Origin of the sequence: Exiguobacterium sp. N5, from assembly GCF_025842465.1 — a bacterium.
GTDB classification, from domain to species: Bacteria; Bacillota; Bacilli; order Exiguobacteriales; family Exiguobacteriaceae; genus Exiguobacterium; species Exiguobacterium profundum.
On the sequence record NZ_JAPAEP010000004.1, the window covers coordinates 52,176 to 74,932 of the forward strand.

A 22,757-nucleotide genomic window follows, 5' to 3' on the forward strand; every position below is an offset into this window, starting at 1 on the left:
TTACTATACATAACTTTTGTCGGTTCAGGGATGACATCTTTGTGGATGTGGCAAATCCGTAAAAGCATGTTCGTTTCATTTGGAAACGGGAATAGAAGAGGTAGCACTCATTCTGTTTTTTGAAAATAACACTTCGAAAAGGCGGCGAATATATGCCATCAGTGGAAAAGTCGGTCATCGTCATCGGCGGAGGGCTCGGCGGCTTGTCAGCGGCCATCTCACTCGCTCAAAAAGGTTACGACGTCTCACTCTACGAAAAGAACGATCACATCGGCGGGAAAGTGAATCGTCTCGAACAAGACGGATTCGGCTTCGACCTCGGGCCCTCGATTTTAACGATGCCTCACATCTTCGACAAACTGTTCCGTGGAAGCGGGAAACGGATGGAAGACTATGTATCCATCAAACGACTTGAGCTCGAATGGCGCTCGTTCTTCCCGGACGATACCGTCCTCGACCTTTACCATGACCTCGAACAGATGCAGCGGGCAAACCCTTCCCTCTCTCGAAAAGACATGCAAGAATATCGTGAACTGTTGAATTACGCAGCGCGCATCTATAAGACGACCGAGAAGGGATACTTGGCCGAAGGGTTTGAATCCCCATTAGAAGCCGTCATGAAAACAGGCATCTTCCCGACCCTATTCGGATTCGACTTGACGTCGACGATGTATAGCGCCATCAAGAAACGGATCAGCAACCCACATCTTCGGGACATGCTGTCGTATTACGTCAAATATGTCGGGTCGTCTCCGTATAACGCACCGGCCGTCCTCAATATGATGATTTACATGCAATATGCCCAAGGCTGTTGGTATGTCGAAGGCGGCACCCATAAGCTCGCGGAAGGCTTGACGAAGCTCGCCGAAGAGATCGGTGTGAAGCTACATACCGGAGAAGGCGTGGTTCGTGCACATACGGTGAATGAGAAAGTGACCGCCATCGAGCTCGAAGACGGACGTCTCCGTTCCGCTGATTATTTCGTCTCGAACATGGAAGTCATCCCGTTCTATCAGAAGATGGTCGACGCCGACAAACAGTACGTCGACAAACTCGTCGATAAATATGAACCGGCGAGCTCCGGATTCGTCCTCCATCTCGGGGTGAAGAAAGCCTATCCTCAACTCGCGCACCATAACTTCTTCTTCTCCGAAAATTTGCATGAACAGATGGATAAAATTTTTGAGAAACATGAACTTCCGGACGACCCGACGATTTACCTCGTCAACGTCAACAAGACCGACCCGACCCAAGCGCCACCAGGACATGAGAACATCAAAATCTTGCCACACATTCCGTATATTCAGAATGTGCCGTTCACGGAAGAAGAGTACGCCGCTTTTGAAGAACGTGTACTCGACAAATTGGAACGAATGGGTCTCGATGGTTTGCGTGAACATACGGTGACGCGTGACGTATGGACGCCTCATGATATCGAGCGGACGTACGGATCGGACCGAGGTGCCATTTATGGAACGGTCGCCGACAAGAATCGGAACGGTGGCTTCAAGCATAAGAAGCAGAGCGAACTCTATCATAACCTCTACTTTGTCGGGGGAACCGTCAATCCGGGCGGTGGCATGCCGATGGTGACGTTGAGCGGTCAGCAAGTGAGCGACAAGATTGCGAAACGTGACAAAGTGAAATGATTTTCTTTCATCCCTCATTCGATATGAGGGATTATTTTTTGAAACTTTTTCCAAATAAATCCCGTATATTGTGATACGATACAAACAATCAAATAGACAAGCGGAGGAACAGGATGCATCAAATCACAAGTTATTTCTTTATGTATGCCAAAGTTGTCGTCACGGATAAGATTCCATTCATTTGGACATTCGTAATCCCACTCATAATCGCCTTGACGCAGTCATCTTCAGATATTCGCCAAGCAACGACAGCGGAATACTACCCAGGGCTCTCTTATTTCTGGGTGTATATTATTCTTGCTACATATGTGAACGGTGTCGGCATCGAACTCGCTCGTATGCGTGAATACGGACTGATGAAAACGTACGTGATGATCTCCGGCAACAAACTGACATATGTCATCGCCGTCATCTTGGCGCAACTCTTATTCGCCTCCATCAGCTTAACTTTATTCACAACGGTCGTCACGCTCGTACACGGGTTCTTTTCGTTCAAGTTGATTGCAACGTCTCTACTCGTATTGATTGGCAGTATCCCGTTCGCGGTTGCCAGTGTCGCCATCACGACACTTCCAGTGAAAGTATCGAGTCTCGGGACGTTCGCGAACATACTGATGTTCCCACTCTTTTTACTGGCGATCAAGTCACCTGATCAATGGTTCAGCTTCCTCAACCCGTTCTACGCGCTTCACGAATTCGCGCTCGGGTTGCTGCATCTGACGACTCAAGTCGAGCTCTCGTTCAGAGTATGGGCGACAGGCCTCTCTGTACTTGGGTATTTCATCATCGGCGCGATTGCGTTGAAACGCTTCAGTCTCGTCTCACTCATCACACGCTAGGAGGTTCTTATGCACGTAAACCAACTCACTTATCGCTATCCGAAAGCGGCACGTCCTGTTCTCGATGATGTCTTGTTCACCCTGCAACCGAATAAACTGAACGTTTTGATTGGACAAAATGGTGCTGGGAAGACGACCCTGTTTGATTGTATGACCGGGGCACTTCCGGTCGACAAGACATCACTCGAACTCGTTCCGACGACGGACATGCTCTATTTGACGCAACTCATGTACAACCATCATGAGTTGACGGGGAAAGACTTCGCCTATTTCATCGGACGTCTGTCGCAACGTCCCGACTTCAAGAAACTCGAGTCTTATGTGAACAACCTTTCGACGTCTCGCGAACAAGAACTGTTCGAACATCTATGGACGATGAAGCTCGGGAAGATGTCGGTCGGGGAGAAGAAATGGCTCTTCGTGACGCTCTTATCTTCAATCAAACGTTCTCTCTATTTATTTGATGAGCCGACGAGCGGGGTCGACCCGGCGTCCCGCATTCAAATCATGCGCCGCCTGCAACGACTCGTCGATGAGGGCAAGACATGTCTCATCTCCACACATCAGTTACATGACTTGGTTCAACTTGATGCCCATGTCATCTTCCTGCATGGTGGACGCGTTTTGTATGAAGGGGACTTCCAAGACTGGCTCGACGAGTCTGGAACGACCGACCCGGACGAAGCGTTCGTTCGGATGGTTGACACGCCGCTTGACGATGTAGCGGTGACACGATGAATGAATCGTTTTGGGAACGATACCGGTTCACATTCTATACAATCGGCATGGTCGTCTGCGGCTTTCTCATTTCCATGTTCTCATAATAAAACTCAGCCCTGACGTGTGTCAGGTCTGAGTTTTATTGTTCACGATGTGCGCGTCGTAATTCCCGATTCTTCACGTGCTCCGGGTCCGCTTCACGTAGTTTCCGGTCCATCGACACGTACAAGATGAGGAGCGGAATGATGCCAATCAATGCGACACCGATTAGTTCCTGCATCGAATCCAATACGAACCACGTGAGGAAAGTAAATACACCAAGTGATCCAAACATGGCGACGATGATTTGAAATTCTCGACGAACGAGACGTTGGTATTCCTCGTCTTCGTTAAATGTACGTAACATCTTCATCCGTCGCCACGCTTGATAGAGCATCGGCAGTTGGGTCACGAGGAAAGAGAAGGCAACCGTCGTCACCGTGATACCTCTTATGACCGAAACAACGAGAAGGAGAAACAGACCGATGGTGCCAAATAGTGTGCTGATTCCTCGTGCGTCGAGATCCTGTTCGACCATTTTGAGGAGACGCTCTTGTTTATTCATCGCGCTTCACTTTTTCGTTTTTTCCGTTGCAGCTGGACATGACCGAGTTCGACACCCGTCACGTGTAACGGGTCGATTTCTTTTAGCTTGCGATCGAAGCGAACACTTAAAATCAACAAGCCTATGATTCCGATAAAAGCTGCGATGATGAACGTAAGTAATGTAATCCATTCAAGCTCTACACTGGCAATCAGTATGAGAAGCAGGAGCGGCTGAGCAAATTTAGATGCAAACTCGGACCGCACGAGTTGTTGGTAACGTGTGTTCTCATTAAATGAAAGGAGTAACTTTTTGCGATGCCAAGCGTGATACAGGAGAGGAACTTGTCCAACGATAATCATCGGTAACAATAAGAGGATGTCTGTCTTCCAAAAATATAAAAAGAAGAGCAACATGACGCCAATTAAAGGAATCACCATTTGTCTCTTTCGTTTTTCATCATCTTTCAACATCTGTTCTAGTCTGACTTCATGGTCTACCATCGAATCCCCCTCATGTGTTTTCGTTAATCATATTTACGAATCGTTCCAAGATTAAGCTTCAATCCGGCTCAATCCCATTCTCTAAGATGAATGTCGTCTCTTCATAGCACTGCTTACTGTATGCATCATCACGTTTCAATAACGAACTGAAAAATGCCTCAATCAACTCTTTCTGGCGCAAACGACGTGAAATGATGGTGCTTTGAATCGTAGAAATTGCGGTCTCGCGCAATGTATCGTCATCCATCCATGTGAGAAGCTCCACGACCAACTCTTTAACATCGAGAACGTCTAGTGAATTTAACCAAATGTTCGCACCAAATGTTTTTCCACTCGTCACTTCACTGTATAGTAGATTTTGTGCATAATCTAACAGCGTGTCCCCTTCACTTATTCCCACGAATGAATCGATCTCGATAACGTTTAGCGCTTCATTGAATTGATCAAACGAATCGAATAGCACATCGATTTTTTCAGCCGTCGTATCTAACAAAGCAATCTTAGGAGTCACCCCATCGCGATAATCGAACATGAGGAAATAGTGTCCATCGCCCGTGAATGCAATCAGACGTTCATCCTCAACGCCCCACTCTTTCAAAAGGTTTTTTGATTCAACTAGTCCTTCTTGTAAATTCATGCCCATAATGGAATCAATCACAATCGAATCGTCTAGCCCGTTTAGGATCACGGATAATTCACGTTGCTCGATGAATCCTCCATTTTGTGTTCGAATCAATTCGATATAACTTTCCGGTAACTTCACGCCGAGACGTGACTCGACATCTCTCAGGATTTCTTCTGTCAGATCCGGCAATGTATTCGTATGGTCAATTTCATCTCTCCAGACAATCACTCAACCCTACACTCCTTTTTATTTCCGGTTCACGAGTCCCAACAAACTCTCGACCACGTGCTCGTCATCAATCTTTAAAATCTTCCAGTCGACCCATGACTCGATAATGAGGCAACCCGCAATCAGCATCGCACAGCCAAGGCTTAACGTATCAAGCGATATATACTTCAGTGCATAGAGCGCCATCGTCGATATGACACCAATCAAGAGGATAAACTGAATCATACCTTTTAAATAGATGAAACGCTGGTACGTGGATGAGTCATTGAACTGTAAAAACAACTGGATTTTATGCCATGTTGCCACCAGAAGCGGCATGAGCATCGCCGCACAAAAGATGAACAGGGACAGGCTCATTCTTGAATCATTGAACATTAACCAAAGCGCTGTCACTACCCCTATGATGATCACTAGTAGCGGACCTTTTTTAGTCCATGCTTTGTCGTACAAGTATTCCATTCGTTCTTCACGTAACACCTTATACACCTCCAACAGTAAAAAACATCCAATTTACCGATATCTATATCTTAACAATCTATAAGCAAACTTTCGAGGTTTTCCCATTAAAAAGGAAAAAGCATCTGACGATTGTCAGATGCTGATTAATTTGAATGCCGGCGAAGGAGTCGGAATAAAAAGATTCCAATCATCGTCAACAACCCTAAGTTTAGAATTGTCCATCCCATGTCCATCACTTGTTGCATATCATTACCCCCTTCTATCCTGTTCTTCTAAATTATACATATCTTTTCAAAAAAAGATTCGGTCAAATTGTTCTTTTTATCCTTTTTTTCCTAATGAGTCAAAAGTTTTGGTTACATCTGGTCAATCAACGGAATAGAAGTCAACGGTGATGGACCCGATCTGTCATACTCAACTGAATCGACAGCAGCATGGACAAACTTGTTCAAAACGTGGAACTTCTTTTTAACATTTAACTCGCTCGATTCATCGACGCGCGAGTTGGTTTACCCTTTCCACTCAATTGAAATACGAGCACCCCACCAACGATTAACACAATCCCGACGACTGTCTTCCATGTGAACGGGACGGCCGTCAATCCGAACCAACCTAACGTATCCCAAAGGAGCGCGAACAAGATTTGAGACACCATGACGATCGATATGGCATAACTCGGTCCGAGGCGCTCGACCCCTTGCGTCACACTCATGACGACCCCGACGCCGAGGATTCCGCTGAACCAGTACCATGTCTCCATCTCCTCTACTCGGAACAAGCCACCACCTTCCTGAAACAGACCGATGAGTAGCGATGCTAAAAATCCAAGACTGAGAACGAGCGTCGTCGTCGCCCATGCCCCGACATGCTTCTTGACGTTGGCGTTAAACGTGTTTTGCACACAGACGAGCATTCCGCCGATGACAGCAAGCATCATCCCAATCGCCATATGCCTCCCTCCTATTCATAAATGCTCTCCCCGACAATCTCCAACAAACCTTCCCGATCGACGAGCGTGATTACCCGCCGATTTCGTTCAATCAATCCTGCCTCAACGAAACGCCGGAGCGTCCGATTCACATGACGATAACTCGTCCCAATCAAATCAGCGATATCCGTCAATTGGTCGACAGTCGAGCCGAGTGTTTGGTCATTCGGCGTCATCGATAACAGATAACTCGCCAAGCGCACTTCGACAGGGTAAAACAAGTTGAAGCTGAGTGATTGAGATTTTCGTTCAAATTTTCTTGTGATCTCTTCTAATAAATAGTGTAACCACGCAACATCGTGGTGGGCATGTCGAACCAAATCCTCGAAGCGAATGACAAGCATCTCGACTGACGTGACCGCCTCGACCGTATTCAAAAACGGGGTACGCTGAATATATTCGATGTCCCCGATCAAATCGAGCGGATATTTGAAGGAGAGGACGAGGCGCTTCCCGGTAGCGGAGGTATGTGAAACGCGAATCTTTCCCTTCACTAAGAAGCGGAGATGCTCTGCTTCATCACCTTGCGTACAGATGACGTCTCCTGGCTCGTGTCGGACGAGCTGCAATTCGTTCTGCGCAGCGACAGGTAAGACAGTCAATTCAAATTGCTTCACATACGAGTCAACCATGCACGTTTCCCCCTACCATTTTAATAAGATGACCCCCGCGATCATCATAAGCACCCCAAACAACTGCATCCCGTTCAAGTTTCGGCGCACCATTCCAAACCAGCCTCGCCAATCGATGACAAGCGCGAGCGTCAGTTGCGCAATGAGAAACAACGAGATTGTCATCGTGACCCCGAGTTTATGGACGGCCGTCATATTACTGAATAAGATAATCGCCGCAAACGCTCCGCCAGATAAATAGAGCGGCTTCACGTGCCGCATCTCGACATACGTGCGGTCCCGGAGCACCAGCATGACGAGGAGCGCAACGACGAATCCAGTGAATTGTGTCAACGTCGCCGCTTGCCACGTCCCAATCTGCGAACTGATTCGGGCGTTAGCGACACTTTGCAACGTGAGAAAGAATCCCCCGCTCATGGCGAACAGCACTCCTCGCATCGTTCTCCCCCCTTAAGATAAACGAATCAATACAATTCCAATGACCATGACAATCAGACTGATGATTTGCACACCAGTGACCGGGTTCTTCTTCGCTCCAAACCAACCGAAACGGTCAATCAGTAAGCTACCGCATAACAGTCCGACAATGACGATGATGACAGCGATTCCTGTCCCGACAATCGGTACGATGAGGACGTTTCCTCCGATGAAGAGCGCCCCAATGATCCCACCGAGCCAAATCCACCACGGTTGACCTTTCAGTTGACCGAGCGGAACGGGTTGGCGTGAGACGAGTAAAATGAGTAAGAGCGCCAATGTTTCGACAACGAAAGAGACCAATGCCCCTTTCAGAGCCGATTCGAGCACTGTTCCCAAATAGCCGTTAATGGCCGTTTGCGTGGCACTCATCATCCCAGTGAAAATCCCGAACAGTCGCCAAAGGTTCAGATTCCCCGTGTCCGTTTCCATGGAGACGACCAGTTTGCCTCTTCGGCGGTTGAGCCAATCGGATAAGGCGACCGTTCCGATGACTCCGAACAAGACGAGCACGACTCCGAACAAACGAAGCGCCGTAATTGGGTGTTCTACAGAATTGAACCAACCGAAATGGTCAATCAACAACCCCATCAAAATCTGTCCAAAAATCGGCATGATGACCGTCTGGACACTCCCGAGTCTTGGGAACAGCAAAATATTTCCCGTTAAGAACAAGACCCCTAACAGTCCGCCAATCCACATCCAACCCGGACCTTCCTGAATCACCGAGCCGTCAAATCCGAATGACTGTCCGGTCAATAAGAGCAATAAGGACAAAAAGATCGTCCCGACAGTAAACGATAAAAAAGATGCAACGAACGGGGAGCCGACCACCTGACGCAAACGTGAGTTGACACTCGTCTGCATCGGCAATAAAATCCCAATCGTCAATCCAATCAAAATAGCTAACATGAATGTCTTCCTCGATTCTTCTAGTAGTTCTGTGTACATTGTCAGCTTACGCCTCCGTACCGAAGAAGAAAAGGACCGATGTCCTCAAACAAAAAACGAACCCTTCTCAGGTGTTCGTTTTGGACTCACGGAAGCGTTGATCGCGCGCTTCACGCAATTCTTTCCCTCGTACATGATGCGAATCGAGTGATTGTAAGTTTCGATTGATGACATAAGGTGCCAGAATCGACATCACACCGATTCCGAACAGCCCGGCAATCGCGACGACGGGAGACAACGAGTCGGCATAATAGGCAGCCAATAAGCTGATGGTCAATACGAAGCAGAGCCACTGGATGCCAAAGTCTGTATACACCAGACGTTGGTAACGCGTATCCTCGTTAAAGGTCAGGAGCAGTTTTGTCTTCCGCCATTCAAAACAGAGATACGGAAAGAAACTGATGAAGACGAGGAGTGGAGCGTAGAGTTTGGACTGCGTGGCAATCACGAGCGTCATCACAATTGTCGCGATGGCGATGCCCCACCCCCAACGCCAATGACTGTCATCTTGCTTCAGCAATTGTTCAATTCGCTTTTCTTTCGTCAGCATATGTACTCCTTTCATACGAACGGTAGTGCTTTGTCACCTCATCTCGTGTCGGTTGCTCCGGGTCGGCTTGTCGCAATTGTTGCACGGTCTGATAGTGCGTCCATGCTAACATGACGATGCCTAGACCGAAGATGACCCATGCGACAGGTGCAATCTGGAGACGACTGAAGAGAATCGCTGCTGTGACCGCTCCAATCCAGTAGGAATAGAGGCGATATAAGCGTTTTGTCAGTAGGATGCCTCGACCCACCGTGAAAATCTGTAAGACACGTCCTTCTTTGATCGTCAGCCCTATGAGTAGGACAGCCGTGAGGACCGAACCGATTCCCCATATCCACCATGTATCAAAACCGAGCACAAAACTGTTACAAAAAATAAGGGCTCCCGTGAGCCAAAGGTGGAGGGTTTGTCGTGACTGCCGATATCCTCCGATTACTTGAATCCGTTCTTTCTTTGTCATGAATCTTTACGACCTTTCCTTGAAATATCATCTAACGTATGTTTCAAACGTTCCCGGTTTGACCGAGCCCACTCGCCTGATGTGACGTGGTGCTCATCAAACTCGGACTGTTTTCGATCAATCCAAAGTGGAATCAATATGAGACACGGCCCGCAAATCAGGAGCGTCCAACTCATCCACGGTAAGATATCGATTCCGTTGAAATGCAACCCAATCAAAATCACAAACCATATCAAACTCATCAACATGACAGTAAAATCAATCCGCAACAATCGATGATAGCGTGTCGATTCGTTGAAGGATTGCTGCAGTTTCATCTTGTTCCATTCAAGCCATGTCGTATAGAGAAGTGCGACACCGGGTAAAAGAATGCTATACGGACTCCATGTCGAAAGAAAATAGATGGATACGCCTAGCATGATTACGCTCACGATGATGTTGAGATGAGTATATCGTTTCTCAAACTGTTCAATTCTTTCAAATCGCTCTGCTTTGTCCACGGTATCACCTCAGTCTTTCACGAAGTCGAGTTTGATTTCGCGGCGCATCGGCTGTTCTTCGTCATACTGCGGCATCTGCCGGTCGAGCATTTTCTGTGCGACTTGCAATAAGATGACCCCGCCTAAGAAGACGACGAAAAGCGACCATGCCGGCCAGTTAATCAAGACGATTAATGGGAAAAGAATTGCCAACAAGACGAGGAGTCCCATTTCCGATACATATTGCCAATCGATGATGCGCTTGGCTTGTTCCACATTCGTCAACTTTCTGACGAAGCGACGCTCTCGTCCGATGGCGAACAACATACCTGCTAATGTGACCCCTAATGGAATGATATACTTTGACGCACCGTCAGACTGAAGTGCAAGAAAGACGAACATCCCGGTAAGAGCTGCCAGTCCCATTCTCCAAAAGAGCCAACGCTGTTGATAACGATAAATCGTATTAATCCGTTCTTGTTTATTCATCTCATTCATCCTTTCAGAATCGTCGAATCTCGCGACGTGTCGGTTGCTCCGGATCGAGCCAGCGGATTTGTTGATCGAGCTTCTCTTGAGACCATAAGATATAAAGCAATGTCCCACCGATAAGAACCGCTGGAATCCAAGACCATTCCATGATTCGAATGGCTAGCGGATTGACGAGTCCTAGCAATGCGATAAAGAGGAAGTCCAGATGATACTGCAGTATCACAACACGTTTTACCTGTTCTTGCTCCGACAATTGACTGATCGTCTCTGCTTCATGCGAAAAGAAGTAACGAGTCACAAGTAACACTCCGCCGATAATGGCGAACCCAACCCAAATATTCCCGTCCGTTCGTATTAAAAAGTAGACCGCGAGAGCAGCTGGAATTGCTAGAAAAAGTCGTTGCAAAAGTCGCTTTCGATTTGATTGTTTGATTATATGTAGTCGTTCTTGCTTATTCATCTTGATTCACCTCTTATTCCACTATACGAGATGAACATGAGAAAAGTTCCGTTATTTTACATTTTCGTACCAAAGTCATGTTTCTTGACGATATGAATTTCTCGCCGTATAGTTTAGTTAACTTAACTATATGTTGAAGAATGGAAGTAAGAGGTTATTAATATGAATTTATTGAAGAATACTCGGTTCGTATTCACTTGGTTATCCGGAATGACGCTCACGCTAGGGTTTTCGATTTTCTTCTTGAGCGTCTCATGGTTGACGATCGACGTGTTGAAGCAACCGGCACTCCTCGGAATTATCTTGACGGCGGTCTCGTTGCCGCGTGTCATCATGATGGTGTTCGGCGGTGTGTTCGCCGATCGGTTCCAAAAGAGTCGCTTGTTATGCTTAACGAATATCGGACAAGGCGTGTTGATGTTAATTGTCGTCTCGCTCCATTTTGCTGATGCGTATTCGGTGACAGCCCTCTTGATCATCTCCGTATTGTTTGGTCTTTTAGACGGCATGTCTTACCCGGCACTGTCATCACTTATGCCTTCAATCGTATCAGGTCAACAGTTGCAACGGGCGAACTCCCTTTTCCAAGGGTCGCTCGAGTTGATGTTCGTCATCGGTCCGTTCCTTGCAGGGATCCTACTGACGTGGGGAAGTTTTGGTCTCAGTTTCGGCACGTCGGCTGCATTGATTTTCCTCTCCGCGATTTTGATCATGCCACGTCTGATTCAAGACAACATTCCCGAGGTCGCTCCACTCTCAGCGAAAGATGTACTCCTTGATTTGAAAGAGGGCATTCGTTACGTATCGCATACACCTGTGTTACGTAGTGGGACGTTCGCCATTGCCATCGTCAACTTGTTCGTCATGGGACCACTCATCATGAGTATCCCGATTCTCGTTGGTTCAGTCGGAGGGACAGCATTTGATTTGAGTATCATCGAAGGCGGGCTCGCTGTCGGGACATTTGTTGCAAGCTTCCTGATTCTATTGTTACGGTCGGTTCATCGTGGACGCTTCGTCTTCCGCGCCCTATTCCTGACAATCGGCGCCTTCTTCCTCTACACGCAAGTCCAATCGATTCCGCTTCTCGCGGTCGCGGCTTCTATGAGCGGGTTTATGATCATGCTCGTCTACTTGCCGACGGTCACCATCATGCAGGAACAAAGCGACTCTGACAAAATCGGCCGTGTCATGAGCATCATGTCGCTCGCCGCCTCAGGCCTTGAACCGATTGCGTTCGCCATCCTATCGGTGCTTGTTGCCTTGTCCGTGCCGATTCAAACGCTCTTATTGGCATTTGGTATAATCGGATTAGTGTGTGGTGTCCTCTTATATCTTCGGAGCGAAACGTTCCGGCGGACACCGTAAAGAAAGGATGAATGACACGTTGAATGAAACACGAAAGCAACAAGTCCTCACGATGTATCGCCAAATCGATGAGCTCGACTTGCTGTTCACGAAATATTTCACGGAACTGAACGAGTTCGAGCTGAGCTATCAACAAGAACAGATGTTGCTTCTCTTCAAACGTCAAGAGACGTGGACGACGACAGAGATTGCGACGAAGATGTCCATCTCCAAAAGTGCTGTCAGTCAAGTGCTCAAAGTGCTCGAGCAACGCGATTTCGTCATGCGGGAAAAGAATCCCGAGAACCTTCGGGAAAGTTTCATCCGGCTCGGTCCGAACGGCCTTGCGTACTCGAAACAAATCGATGCGATTGAAGAGCGCCTCGCTGAAGAGATGTTCTCCGTCCTTGAGGATGACGAGATGAAGATGATCAACCGTTCGCTCGCGTTGATGATTCAGAAATTCAAATAAAAAAGACAAATCGCCGCTAGTCGGACGATTTGTCTTTTTCGTTATACCAACCCTTGTACGATTCGATTCGCCGACCGCAATGCCCCTTCGATATGTCCCCCGAACTGCGCATCCGTCTCCGAACCAATCAAATGGAGACGGTCTCCGAGCTCAATCGGACCGTAAGCCGGGAATGCCGTGAGCGGCAGGAAGTCGTCAGATGTCGCTGTCTCTGATTCTGTCGACCAGTCCATATAATGAAATCGCAAGAAGTCATTCGCTTTCGGACCATAAAGCTTCTCCAGTTGTTCGATGACGCGCGTCTTTACTTGTCCTTCTCCTAACGCTTCCCGTTCTCCCGGTGACAGACGGAAAAATCCGAACAGCGCACCTGGTCCATCTATCAGAGAAGCGTCATGAATCTCTTGAAGTGGACCGACCCAGCTCATCCCAAAGCCAGACAGACCTTCTTCTCGCCAGAACGGTGTCTCGTATACGATGAGCGCTTTCGCCTGAGAAGCCATCCATGTGGGAGTCGTTTTGAGCGCTTTTCGCGTTTGCGCTGACAATGCCGGTTCAATTGCCACTTCCGCAACGAGACGGGGTGGAATCGCAAGGATCACGTCATCCGTGTGATGCACCGAACCATTTTGAAACGTCAGTTGGACTCGGTCCGACTGTCGCTCGATCAAGGTCAGGCGATGCCCAAGCCGAACGATGTCATCGGGCAACTTCGCATGCAGAGCTTCCACCAGACTCGTCATCCCACCGACTAAACGCTTGGATAAGACGATGCTTTCTTCCGGTAACACATGTCGTTCCGGTGCGGTCGTCGTTTGACGTTCGAGCACCATGTGTCCTGTCGTATGTTGAACAAATGACTCGAGTCCGAGTGTATCCACGAGTTTAGAGATGGTCTTCTCCGTATCCGGCCAATACCATGTCGGTCCGAGGTCATAACCGTCCTTCGTCAAGATACGACCACCAATACGATCACGAGCCTCAAAGATGGTGACGTCATATCCCTTTTGATGAAGTTGGATTGCAGCATAAAGCCCGCTGACACCAGCTCCAATGATGGCGATTGATTTCATTGTAAATTCTCCTTTGTCGTCCGTCTCTCCTCGATTATACTGAGTTAGATGGTTTTACATATGCAAGAAAGGACGACATCAATTGAAAAATATGTTCTATTATCTATTCTTCCCTTATATCGTATTGATGCGCATTTTGTACCGTTTTATTCAAACTAAGGGTCGGATGACTGTGGCGATGTGTCTCGTTTCATATCCCATATGGTCTCTATTTTTATTCGACCTCATTCAATGTTCGACCGCAATCGAATTTGTCATCATTATGTACGTATCAAGCGCTTTATATGTCCCTTATTTCTTCTTTGACACAGACGTGAAGCGAAGACGACCGAACGGATATATCCCAATCGAGGAGCGACATCATTAAATCCAATCGATTTCATTCAAATAGTCTAGAAGCTGTTGATTTGTGATTTCATCTTGTCTCAACAGTGCTTCTCCTTGCTCTACTCGCTGATCTTCCGGGAAATAGAGTTGTAGAATCGCCAAGCTCGCTTCTACAGTCGTCGCAAAACTCTCATCTTTTACGTTGATTGTTAAATACCAACCTCGGATGACGCGCTTCACGATGGAGCGCTTCTCCAGATGTGACATCTGTCCACGAAGCAATTTCGACTTGGCCGCTTCAATCGAAGAAACCAAGTCCTGGTTCAACGCCTCACTCACACGATCATCCGGCTTCATGCGTGGGAATCGAGTCGAGACATCTTCCCCGTCCACACACGTACAGAGATGTCGTAACCAAAAGCCCCATTCAAAACGGTTCGCCGGATTCAGTGCCACATCCAGACGCCCGATATCATAATCGATTTTGATGACTTCCGAATGCTCCATTAGCAATCGCTCCGTCCGTTCCACCAATTCCATCGCATCTACATCTTCGTGAACGAGTACGGTTAAGTCTAAATCCGATTGCCCGGCAACGGCCGTCCCGCGCCCGATACTTCCATAAAGGTATATGCTGTGTAGCTGTTCATCGAATGCTTCTTTCACCAATTCGATTGCTTTAAAAAGGACAGTTTCAAACTCAGGCTGTATATGATGGATGGACGTCTGGTTGATGACATAACCCGCATCGTCCGTACCAAGTCGGGTCGGCCGTTTCATAGATACGTACCGACTCGTTGAAATGTAGTAAACGTCATGATGTATCGAACTCCTTTTTTAGTTTATGCATGTCGGATTTGAAATGCCACGGTTCCCCCTTTCAAACAGGTTATATTTGGAAGTATAATGAAGACGCAGAAAAGGAGGTATGTGTATATGAACTTCATCATGGTCTTTTTATTCGGACTCATCTTCACGATTTTGCCAATCGTTGTACTAATCATCGGTATTTTGTGGATTCGTAATGTCGTGGCACGTTCTGAGAAACGAGCAGACGAGCAACTCTTTATGGAACGTGAACGTTCGAAGCAGATACAAGTATTAATCGAACGTCTCGACCACATCGAACAACAATTAGATTCGAACACAAAACGCAGCTGACTTCGGTTAGCTGCGTTTCGTCTTATGTCGAGCAAGATTTGCGTACGTCACATGTTCCGGGTCAATTTGCTTCATCCGCTGATCAACGTGTCTAGACATCAGGGCCGCGATGAACATGACTAGGAGTGGAACAGTTGATAAGCTAAATGGTTCGGTTAGGATGATCGTAGTTGCAATTCCGATCAATATACATACGATAACCACCGCAAAAATGAACTCCGACCAAACCGTCCGTTGATAATCTAACGCTCGGTTGAAACGAAGCAACATTCGGGTACGTCTCCACATGTGCACCATCAAAAGAGGTGGAATGAGCAAAAGGATTCCCAAGAGAACTTGAATGAGAGAGAACTCTCCAACCCACCACATCATCCATCCCCCTAACAAAAGAGTGAGCGATAACATGACATTGATACGGTTCGTAAGTAGGCGAGCCTTAGTTATCTCTCGTAAACGCTCATCGTGCGACATCGTGTCCCCCTCCTTTTCATTTGATTAAAAATCAATTTGTACTGAAAAAAATTTCATCTATTCTCTTTTACTAGCTCGCAATCACTCTCACTGTTAAAAGTCACTCCATCGCTTTCATAAAACGGGTCTGAATGATACTGGTGAAGATAGATTTATCAAAGATGAGGGACGACCGTATTCCATCGATTCGTCGATGAACGTCTCTAACGTGCGTACATTCTCCGTCACCACTTTGACGAGGTAGCTATACTGCCCGGCTAAACGATGACATTCGATCACAGACGGCTGTTGACGACAAAATTCACGAAACGCCTCACAACGATGGGTGTCGTAAAGAATAAAGGCAGTCACGTGTTTGTCCATCTTTTCGGGGTTAATGACGGCCCGATAGCCAATGATGACTCCACGTTCTTCAAGTCGCTTTACCCGTTCGGTCGCAGCAGGCGTAGATAATCCAATCTGTCGTCCTAATTCGGTCATCGAGATTCGAGCTTGTTGTTGCATCAATTCAAGAATATGGCGGTCTATTTCATCCATTTGGCATTCACCTTTCAAAATTAAAGTGAAACGATACATAATCCGTTCTTTCTTAAGTCATTCGCTGAAACTTCCGTCAAACCTCTATGTATCTGTATTCCTCCGTTGCATACACTTGAAGTAACCAATTCAAGGGGGAGTCAACATGCAAACGACAGTCGTTCCATTACTCATCATCGATGTCCAACAAGCCTTTCATGATCCAAGCTGGGGAAACCGCAACAATCCAAAATGCGGAGAGAATATCGCACGGTTGATTGAAGCGTGGGAACATCATGATCAACCAATCATCTATGTCCAACATGTCACGAACGTTCCGACCTCACTCTTCTATTTCAAAAAAGATGGTCATTTGTTCCAAGACTTCATTCAACCTCGTGAACAAGATGTCATCTTAACGAAACAGGTGAATAGCGCCTTCATCGGAACAGACTTACAGGAACGACTCGAATCACTTGGTGCGACACAGATTGTCATCACCGGATTAATCACGAACCATTGTGTCGAGACGACCGCACGGATGGCAGGAAACTTGGGATTCAATCCGATTGTTGTCTCCGATGCGACGGCAACGTTCGACCGACAATCGATCAGCGGGACATGGATCCCTGTAGAGGTCATCCATGATGTGTCGCTCGCTAGTCTAAATGAAGAATTTGCATCAATTCAAACCACGGAAGCAATGCTTCAATTCATTCAACAAAAAGAAGTACAGCCCTTTTCATGAAGGCTGTACTTCTTTGATGTCATCCTGCTTGATCTTGAAGGGTGGCATGAGATGTGAGAAAAGAACTTTTTCTAAAGTACATACTTGAAACGAGTAACGTCAACGCTCCAATCAGATAAAGTAGAATAGGGTTGAGCCAGTCCGCGAACATCCCGCCAAACAAATAGCCGAAGGGCGCCAACATTCCTTGAAGCGCATAAATGACTGTCAACGTCCGTCCTAGGTATTCAGATTGAATTTGACGTTGAAGAAGTGTCTGAAACTGAATGCCCATCATACCGATTGCAACCCAAGCTATCCCAAAACTGATCAACGTCACGCCAACGTTTCGATTCAACCAAATTGCCGATACACACCAAGCAAGCCCACCGATTCCTGTCGCAAAAACGAAAGTCCAACGTAATGAGCGATTGCCGTAGCGAGTGGACAAACCGCTCCCGAGTAACGTCCCGACCGAAATCGCGGCAAGCCACAAACCATACATTTCCTCAGTCGTAGCGAGAATCGGGAGTACACCAAGTGAAATCGAAACCATGAAGTTGAGACACGTGAACACAACAATCAACGTTCGGAACGAACCGAGTTTCCAAACATATCGAAACCCGACTTTCAAATCAGTCAGATACGTCACATCCTCTGATGTACGAGTCACCGTCTCATTGATTCGAAGGAAGAAGCCGATGACCGCAAATAAAAAGAGGTATAGAACTGCATTACTCATATACATGAGACCGACACCAATAAGCGCCAGCAAAAATCCCGCAATCGCATTACACAACAAATCGAGACTATGATGCGTGAACGTGAACCATGCGTTCACTTTCTGTAAGTCCGATTCTCGCACGAGTGACGGAACAAGTGCATATTCTGTAGGATAACTCAGCTCGCTCGCCAGCGTCGCGATGAACAATCCTGCGATGACAAACCCAACGCTTAACTCACCAAACGCATATAAACTCGCCAGAACAATCAAGACCATCGCTTGGATCGCCATGGCCACAAGCAACAATTTCTTTTTTGAATAACGATCAATGAGTGGTCCATAAAAAACTTGGAATACAACGGGTATCATCGCCGCAAACGTAGTGACGCCTATCCAAAATGAAGCATCCGTTGTCTCTTTGACGTACCAGACCGATGCCAAAAAATAAAAGCTGTCCGCAAAATTTGCGATAACACGCACTACTAACAAAACCAATACATTTCGATTCATTTTATCCGCTCCTCATTTGATTTGTCGATGTCATGACAGACAAATCAGAGGGCGGTCCACGTATGCAAGGTTATATGTCGTTCAGGTAATGGTACATGATATTCTCCTTCTCCAATATATTTCGAGTGCTTTCAATCAACATGACCAACTTTCCCCCGACTGTATAATCGGTGGGTCACATGAGACGCATCGACTTGCTTCAATTTGCGGTCAAGATTCGAGGATGCAACGATACCAAATAAAACAAGACTACAAGCCGACAGCAATCCCGAAGCGTAACCTTCTCTAAATAAAATCATCATACTCAAGAGTGTAAATAGTACAATCATTCCAAGACCTATCGCACACTCATACCAGACGAGCCGTCGATATCGCACGCTTTCGTTAAATGTTAATAGAACATTCGTCCGAAACACAAGCTTGATACACGCCGTGACCGGAAATAAGATGATGAACCAAGTCATTTCGGCTAATCGCTGATAACCATTCCAGTAAAACAGAGCACCACTGAAGACAAACAAGAGCCCTACTTGAATCGCAAGACGGGTCGAGCGTTTTGCAGATGCGTACATATGATTGAAGCGTTGTTTCGTTTCACTCATCCACTCACCTCACGACATGACTTTTCGTTTCATCTGTTTTCAGTGTACAAACGCATTCGCAAACCAGATGATCGCCAACAGCGGAAACATGACGTTCATCCAGTTCGCACGTTCTATGTAAAACAAGGAGATCGCAAGAAAGAGAACCAAACTCAATATACCTGCTCCAAGATACATGAAAAATAGTAATCGGTGATTCGATTTCATCGTGAATCCTCTGTATTCAAAACCGGATACTTCACTGCGTTTTTCACAAGCTTGTCTTCAATTGCTTTCGAGACATCGATTCCAGCAGCGTGAGCGAACGTCAATGCGTAAATCAACACGTCAGCAAGCTCTTCTTCCATCTCCATCTTTTTTGTCTCAAGCGCTTCTTCACTCGACACCCATTGGAATACCTCAAGGAGCTCGCTCGCCTCAAGTGATAACGATAACGCCAAGTCTTTCGGATTATGATGAAACGCCCAGTCGCGCTCATCACGGAATTTAATGATCTCGTCCATTAATCGTTGCACTTCGTTCATATGCTCCACATCCTCACTTTTCATATTTAATCATGTTCCCCACAGTAAAAACTCCACGTTTTACATACTCTTGAATCAATCGAATGGAAACCTCTTCTGATAACTCCTCTAATTCAAGTACTTGTTTCAATTCTTCATGAAATGAAATCAGCGTCTTTATTTTGTTTTCAAACTTATACGCCTTCTCGAGTCGAATCAGAAAAAATGAAACATCATGTCTCTTTTCGATTGGTAAGTCATGCTTTAATAAGACATATTCTAATTCAGTATTTAACTGATTATGTAGTGTTGAATCTTGCTCAATCACTTTAAGTAGAAGGGATTGAAGCATTTCAACTTGAGATTCTAACTCGAACACGCGTGTCTGCATCTCTTCGAATTGCTTATCCATCAAATGAGTCACTTCCCTTCACTAATTCGTCATGCATCTTATTTTACCAAAAGATGTAACTTTCATGTGTAATCATCTTCCTCTTAAGCCCTTCTCTGTAAAATGTTATACTCCAACTAAAAAGGGAGGGATTCGGTGCTTACTTTCCAAAACGTCTCGGTACGCCAGCAAGACACACTCATTCTCGAAAACATTTCATTTACGATCCAACCAGGTGAGTTGGCGGCTATCCACTGTGGCGTCATTTCCCGAGAAATCATCTTCGGTCTCATCAGTCAGGAAATCATGACATTTACCGGGAACATCGACCACGCTTCAACGCTGTCCCTCTTCTCCATCCGGGACGGTTTATACGACCGGCTCACCATCGAGGAGTATTTACGCTTCACCAAGCGTCTTTATGATTCATCCGAATCAGTCGAATCGGTGATGCAGCAACTCCAACTCACGACTTACCGCAAGCACCGCCTCCACCGTCTCAATCGCTCCCTTGTCAGACGCACGCAGTACGCCGCGCTGCTTCTCCAAGACCGTGACCTGTATGTGTTTGAAGAACCCGACCAAGACGTGGACCAAGAGACACGCCACCTTTTACGCGATGCGTTACAGACATTGACGTCGAGACAAAAAGCCGTCCTCGTGTTGACGAGCAACATGGAGAGTGCGCTCTTCATGACATCGACCGTTTATCGGATTGATCATCGTCACTTGCGCCTGTTAGATGTGGAACCGGAAGATGCAGGTGATTCGGAAATTTCATCTGAGATTATCCACGTCCGTTTCGAGAAGATTCCAACGAAAGTGAACGAAAAAATCATCTTACTCGATCCTCCTGAAATCGACTTCATCGAAAGTCAGGACGGCCAGTCGATTCTACATAGTCAATCGGATCAGTTCCCGAGCGTCTTCACGATGAACGAGCTCGAGACGCGTTTGACCCCGTATGGTTTCTTCCGCTGCCATCGATCATATCTTGTGAACTTACAACGTGTGCGCGAAGTCATCACCTATACGAAAAATAGCTTCAGTCTTGTCTTGGATGATTCAGAGAAGACAACGATTCCGTTATCCAAGACAAAAATGGCAGAATTGAAGACGATGATGGGTCTCAAATAGTCTCCATTCATAGTTCATATCGCTTCGTTCACCTCATGATAAGCGCCATTTATCGCCATTTCAGTGCGGTCTTCCCCCATTCCTTATACGATAGAGGCAAGCAAGACGACATCGACAAGGAGGAACGGGAATGGAACCAATCATTCAAGTGAACGGGTTAAAGAAATTGTTTGGAAACGAGGAAGCGTTACATGATGTGACGTTTACAGTTGGAAAAGGAGAAGTGTTCGGCTTCTTGGGACCGAGTGGTTCTGGAAAAACGACAACGATTAAAATTTTGACGTCACAACTCGCACAGACAGCCGGTGATGCCACCGTCTTCGGCGTACCGGTCGCTGATTTGAAACAAGAACAGTACCGTAAACGCATCGGCGTGTTGACGGACAATAGTGGTCTTTATACACGACTTTCTATAGAAGAGAACCTGAGCTTATATTGTGACCTTTATGATGAACCAAAGACTCGGATCGATGAAGTATTGAACATGGTCAATCTTAGCGGGGAACGGAAAAAGCGCATCGACAAACTCTCTAGAGGGATGTTGCAACGAGTGACGCTCGCACGTGCCCTTCTTCATAAGCCAGAGTTACTGTTTCTAGATGAACCGACATCGGCTCTCGACCCGGTCAACTCTCGACATATCTATAAAGGGATTGAACGGTTGAAGGCAAACGGAACGACCATCTTTCTGACGACACACGATATGCAAGAAGCCGAAGAGCTGTGTGATCGTGTCGCTTTCTTACATCAAGGGTCGATTCAACTGCTTGATGCCCCGAACGTATTGCGCAGGAAATATGCGACTGGTTCGATGCGAGTCGAATTGAACAACGGTCAGACGCATGAAGTGACACAAACCGACGAAGGCGCAGACTGGCTCCATAAACAGATGCGTGCTAAAAATATCGCATCGATCCATTCCAATGAGCCGACACTCGGCGACATCTTTATCGAAGTGACAGGGAGGAAATTATCATGACTTTTTCATTGAAACGCGCACTCGCCATTTTCCAAAAAGACTACAAGGATTTGTCACGAAACTTATTCGTCTCGTCGACCTTGGTCATGCCGCTCTTCTTCGCTGTCTTTTATTCGCGAATCGGTGACGTTGGCGTCGATATCACGTACTTCGTCATCAACATCACCTTCAGCCTCGTCGCGATCTTTGTGCAGTGTGCATTGATTGCCGAAGAGAAAGAGAAGAACACGCTTCGCGGGCTCATGTTGTCCCCAGCGAGCACGCTCGACATCTTGCTCGGAAAGAGCGCTCTCACATTCGTGACGACGATGATCCTCATCGTAGCCTCGTCATTTTTGATGGATTATGCTCCACAAAATCTGGCTGTGATCGCTCTCGCGCTCATCGTCTCGACATTCTTTTATATCGGGATCGGAACGATGTTCGGCTTGATGTCGAAGACGGTCATGGAAGCTTCATTGATTGTCATGTTGCCGTTCTTTTTCTTCTCGTTCTCACCGATGTTGTTGCCACTACAAGACCGTTTCGCTATCATCGGAGTGCTTGAGTATTTACCGAACGTGCTTTTGATTGATGTGGCTCATCAAGTGGAAGACGGTGCGAACTTCGGTACCGTCGGACTAGAGCTAGGGTTGCTAACTGCTTGGGCGCTTGCTGCATTCGTCGGTAGCGTCGTGATGTATAACCGGAAACAGACGGACTGAAAAAAGAATCGCCTGAGA

Annotated in this window: 32 protein-coding genes and 1 pseudogene; 11 read left to right on the forward strand and 22 right to left on the reverse strand. The window is 46.7% G+C overall.

Annotated elements, in window-relative coordinates:
- The first annotated feature begins 152 nt into the window (after positions 1–152).
- The 3 genes from OKS35_RS13815 (at position 153) to OKS35_RS13825 (ending at position 3,226) form a co-directional block, all read left to right on the forward strand.
- Complete coding sequence (locus OKS35_RS13815; RefSeq protein ID WP_214758653.1) at positions 153–1,649, forward strand: phytoene desaturase family protein; 1,497 nt, start codon at positions 153–155, stop codon at positions 1,647–1,649.
- Positions 1,650–1,762: 113 nt separating this feature from the next.
- Positions 1,763–2,488, forward strand: coding sequence for a hypothetical protein (locus tag OKS35_RS13820; RefSeq protein WP_214784915.1), 726 nt, complete (start codon positions 1,763–1,765; stop codon positions 2,486–2,488).
- A 9-nt stretch (positions 2,489–2,497) separates the two neighbouring features.
- The gene (locus OKS35_RS13825; RefSeq protein WP_214784918.1) at positions 2,498–3,226 is read left to right on the forward strand and encodes an AAA family ATPase; all 729 of its coding nucleotides are present in this window, start codon (positions 2,498–2,500) and stop codon (positions 3,224–3,226) included.
- 121 nt (positions 3,227–3,347) lie between these two features.
- Here the strand turns inward: OKS35_RS13825 and OKS35_RS13830 are convergent, their stop codons facing one another.
- The 13 genes from OKS35_RS13830 to OKS35_RS13890 form a co-directional block, all read right to left on the reverse strand.
- Positions 3,348–3,812, reverse strand: a complete 465-nt coding sequence (locus OKS35_RS13830) for a hypothetical protein (protein ID WP_214784920.1) — start codon at positions 3,810–3,812, stop codon at positions 3,348–3,350.
- Positions 3,809–4,294 (reverse strand): hypothetical protein, encoded by a 486-nt coding sequence (locus tag OKS35_RS13835; RefSeq protein ID WP_214784922.1) that lies wholly within the window; start codon positions 4,292–4,294, stop codon positions 3,809–3,811. Before OKS35_RS13835 ends, OKS35_RS13830 begins: the two co-directional genes overlap by 4 nt.
- 58 nt (positions 4,295–4,352) lie before the next feature.
- Positions 4,353–5,147 (reverse strand): SMI1/KNR4 family protein, encoded by a 795-nt coding sequence (locus OKS35_RS13840; RefSeq protein ID WP_264093273.1) that lies wholly within the window; start codon positions 5,145–5,147, stop codon positions 4,353–4,355.
- Between the two features lie 18 nt (positions 5,148–5,165).
- A complete protein-coding gene (locus OKS35_RS13845) occupies positions 5,166–5,624 on the reverse strand; it encodes a hypothetical protein (RefSeq protein WP_214784926.1) in 459 nt (152 codons plus the stop codon).
- Between the two features lie 457 nt (positions 5,625–6,081).
- Complete coding sequence (locus tag OKS35_RS13850; RefSeq protein ID WP_214758647.1) at positions 6,082–6,555, reverse strand: DMT family transporter; 474 nt, start codon at positions 6,553–6,555, stop codon at positions 6,082–6,084.
- Positions 6,556–6,566: 11 nt separating this feature from the next.
- Positions 6,567–7,226, reverse strand: a complete 660-nt coding sequence (locus OKS35_RS13855) for a Crp/Fnr family transcriptional regulator (RefSeq protein ID WP_214758645.1) — start codon at positions 7,224–7,226, stop codon at positions 6,567–6,569.
- A gap of 12 nt (positions 7,227–7,238) precedes the next feature.
- Complete coding sequence (locus OKS35_RS13860; protein WP_214758643.1) at positions 7,239–7,664, reverse strand: DMT family transporter; 426 nt, start codon at positions 7,662–7,664, stop codon at positions 7,239–7,241.
- 12 nt (positions 7,665–7,676) lie between these two features.
- Positions 7,677–8,615 (reverse strand): DMT family transporter, encoded by a 939-nt coding sequence (locus tag OKS35_RS13865; RefSeq protein ID WP_264093274.1) that lies wholly within the window; start codon positions 8,613–8,615, stop codon positions 7,677–7,679.
- Between the two features lie 106 nt (positions 8,616–8,721).
- On the reverse strand, positions 8,722–9,204 hold the full coding sequence (locus tag OKS35_RS13870) for a hypothetical protein (protein ID WP_015880633.1): 483 nt from the start codon (positions 9,202–9,204) through the stop codon (positions 8,722–8,724).
- The gene (locus OKS35_RS13875; RefSeq protein ID WP_214691548.1) at positions 9,179–9,664 is read right to left on the reverse strand and encodes a hypothetical protein; all 486 of its coding nucleotides are present in this window, start codon (positions 9,662–9,664) and stop codon (positions 9,179–9,181) included. Before OKS35_RS13875 ends, OKS35_RS13870 begins: the two co-directional genes overlap by 26 nt.
- Entirely contained in the window at positions 9,661–10,164 is a 504-nt protein-coding gene (locus OKS35_RS13880) for a hypothetical protein (RefSeq protein ID WP_264093275.1), read from the reverse strand. Before OKS35_RS13880 ends, OKS35_RS13875 begins: the two co-directional genes overlap by 4 nt.
- Before the next feature lie 9 nt (positions 10,165–10,173).
- The gene (locus OKS35_RS13885) at positions 10,174–10,632 is read right to left on the reverse strand and encodes a hypothetical protein (RefSeq protein WP_264093276.1); all 459 of its coding nucleotides are present in this window, start codon (positions 10,630–10,632) and stop codon (positions 10,174–10,176) included.
- Positions 10,633–10,645: 13 nt separating this feature from the next.
- Entirely contained in the window at positions 10,646–11,095 is a 450-nt protein-coding gene (locus OKS35_RS13890) for a hypothetical protein (RefSeq protein WP_214685688.1), read from the reverse strand.
- A gap of 162 nt (positions 11,096–11,257) precedes the next feature.
- On the opposite strand from OKS35_RS13890, the gene OKS35_RS13895 reads away from it, so the two are divergent.
- Complete coding sequence (locus tag OKS35_RS13895) at positions 11,258–12,463, forward strand: MFS transporter (protein ID WP_264093278.1); 1,206 nt, start codon at positions 11,258–11,260, stop codon at positions 12,461–12,463.
- 19 nt (positions 12,464–12,482) lie between these two features.
- Positions 12,483–12,914, forward strand: a complete 432-nt coding sequence (locus tag OKS35_RS13900; RefSeq protein WP_074034775.1) for a MarR family winged helix-turn-helix transcriptional regulator — start codon at positions 12,483–12,485, stop codon at positions 12,912–12,914.
- 41 nt (positions 12,915–12,955) lie between these two features.
- On the opposite strand, the pseudogene OKS35_RS13905 reads toward OKS35_RS13900, so the two are convergent.
- Positions 12,956–13,996: pseudogene (locus tag OKS35_RS13905) on the reverse strand (flavin monoamine oxidase family protein); the annotation flags it as partial.
- 73 nt (positions 13,997–14,069) lie between these two features.
- Here OKS35_RS13905 and OKS35_RS13910 point away from each other — a divergent pair.
- Complete coding sequence (locus tag OKS35_RS13910) at positions 14,070–14,354, forward strand: hypothetical protein (RefSeq protein ID WP_159563421.1); 285 nt, start codon at positions 14,070–14,072, stop codon at positions 14,352–14,354.
- On the opposite strand, the gene OKS35_RS13915 is transcribed toward OKS35_RS13910, so the two are convergent.
- Positions 14,351–15,094, reverse strand: a complete 744-nt coding sequence (locus OKS35_RS13915) for a nucleotidyltransferase domain-containing protein (RefSeq protein ID WP_214784936.1) — start codon at positions 15,092–15,094, stop codon at positions 14,351–14,353. The genes OKS35_RS13910 and OKS35_RS13915 overlap by 4 nt on opposite strands.
- A 156-nt stretch (positions 15,095–15,250) precedes the next feature.
- Here OKS35_RS13915 and OKS35_RS13920 point away from each other — a divergent pair, with 156 nt between their 5' ends.
- Complete coding sequence (locus tag OKS35_RS13920; RefSeq protein ID WP_264093280.1) at positions 15,251–15,475, forward strand: hypothetical protein; 225 nt, start codon at positions 15,251–15,253, stop codon at positions 15,473–15,475.
- Between the two features lie 6 nt (positions 15,476–15,481).
- Here OKS35_RS13920 and OKS35_RS13925 read toward each other — a convergent pair whose 3' ends face one another.
- A complete protein-coding gene (locus OKS35_RS13925; RefSeq protein ID WP_264093281.1) occupies positions 15,482–15,844 on the reverse strand; it encodes a hypothetical protein in 363 nt (120 codons plus the stop codon).
- A gap of 216 nt (positions 15,845–16,060) precedes the next feature.
- Complete coding sequence (locus OKS35_RS13930; protein ID WP_264093282.1) at positions 16,061–16,483, reverse strand: Lrp/AsnC family transcriptional regulator; 423 nt, start codon at positions 16,481–16,483, stop codon at positions 16,061–16,063.
- 145 nt (positions 16,484–16,628) lie between these two features.
- Between OKS35_RS13930 and OKS35_RS13935 the strand changes: the two genes are divergently transcribed.
- Complete coding sequence (locus OKS35_RS13935; RefSeq protein WP_264093283.1) at positions 16,629–17,210, forward strand: cysteine hydrolase family protein; 582 nt, start codon at positions 16,629–16,631, stop codon at positions 17,208–17,210.
- 19 nt (positions 17,211–17,229) lie between these two features.
- Here the strand turns inward: OKS35_RS13935 and OKS35_RS13940 are convergent, their stop codons facing one another.
- The 5 genes from OKS35_RS13940 to OKS35_RS13960 form a co-directional block, all read right to left on the reverse strand.
- Complete coding sequence (locus tag OKS35_RS13940) at positions 17,230–18,423, reverse strand: MFS transporter (RefSeq protein ID WP_264093284.1); 1,194 nt, start codon at positions 18,421–18,423, stop codon at positions 17,230–17,232.
- A 131-nt stretch (positions 18,424–18,554) separates the two neighbouring features.
- The gene (locus OKS35_RS13945) at positions 18,555–19,025 is read right to left on the reverse strand and encodes a hypothetical protein (protein ID WP_264093285.1); all 471 of its coding nucleotides are present in this window, start codon (positions 19,023–19,025) and stop codon (positions 18,555–18,557) included.
- Positions 19,026–19,064: 39 nt separating this feature from the next.
- A complete protein-coding gene (locus OKS35_RS13950; RefSeq protein WP_264093286.1) occupies positions 19,065–19,232 on the reverse strand; it encodes a hypothetical protein in 168 nt (55 codons plus the stop codon).
- Entirely contained in the window at positions 19,229–19,549 is a 321-nt protein-coding gene (locus OKS35_RS13955; protein ID WP_264093287.1) for a nucleotide pyrophosphohydrolase, read from the reverse strand. Before OKS35_RS13955 ends, OKS35_RS13950 begins: the two co-directional genes overlap by 4 nt.
- 13 nt (positions 19,550–19,562) lie before the next feature.
- Positions 19,563–19,940, reverse strand: a complete 378-nt coding sequence (locus tag OKS35_RS13960) for a hypothetical protein (protein WP_264093288.1) — start codon at positions 19,938–19,940, stop codon at positions 19,563–19,565.
- A gap of 135 nt (positions 19,941–20,075) precedes the next feature.
- On the opposite strand from OKS35_RS13960, the gene OKS35_RS13965 reads away from it, so the two are divergent.
- The 3 genes from OKS35_RS13965 to OKS35_RS13975 all read left to right on the forward strand — a co-directional run bounded on the left by OKS35_RS13965 (position 20,076) and on the right by OKS35_RS13975 (position 22,739).
- A complete protein-coding gene (locus tag OKS35_RS13965) occupies positions 20,076–21,056 on the forward strand; it encodes a LytTR family transcriptional regulator DNA-binding domain-containing protein (RefSeq protein WP_264093289.1) in 981 nt (326 codons plus the stop codon).
- A gap of 130 nt (positions 21,057–21,186) precedes the next feature.
- Positions 21,187–22,035, forward strand: coding sequence for an ABC transporter ATP-binding protein (locus tag OKS35_RS13970; RefSeq protein ID WP_264093290.1), 849 nt, complete (start codon positions 21,187–21,189; stop codon positions 22,033–22,035).
- The gene (locus OKS35_RS13975; protein WP_078146189.1) at positions 22,032–22,739 is read left to right on the forward strand and encodes an ABC transporter permease; all 708 of its coding nucleotides are present in this window, start codon (positions 22,032–22,034) and stop codon (positions 22,737–22,739) included. Before OKS35_RS13970 ends, OKS35_RS13975 begins: the two co-directional genes overlap by 4 nt.
- Positions 22,740–22,757: the final 18 nt, after the last annotated feature.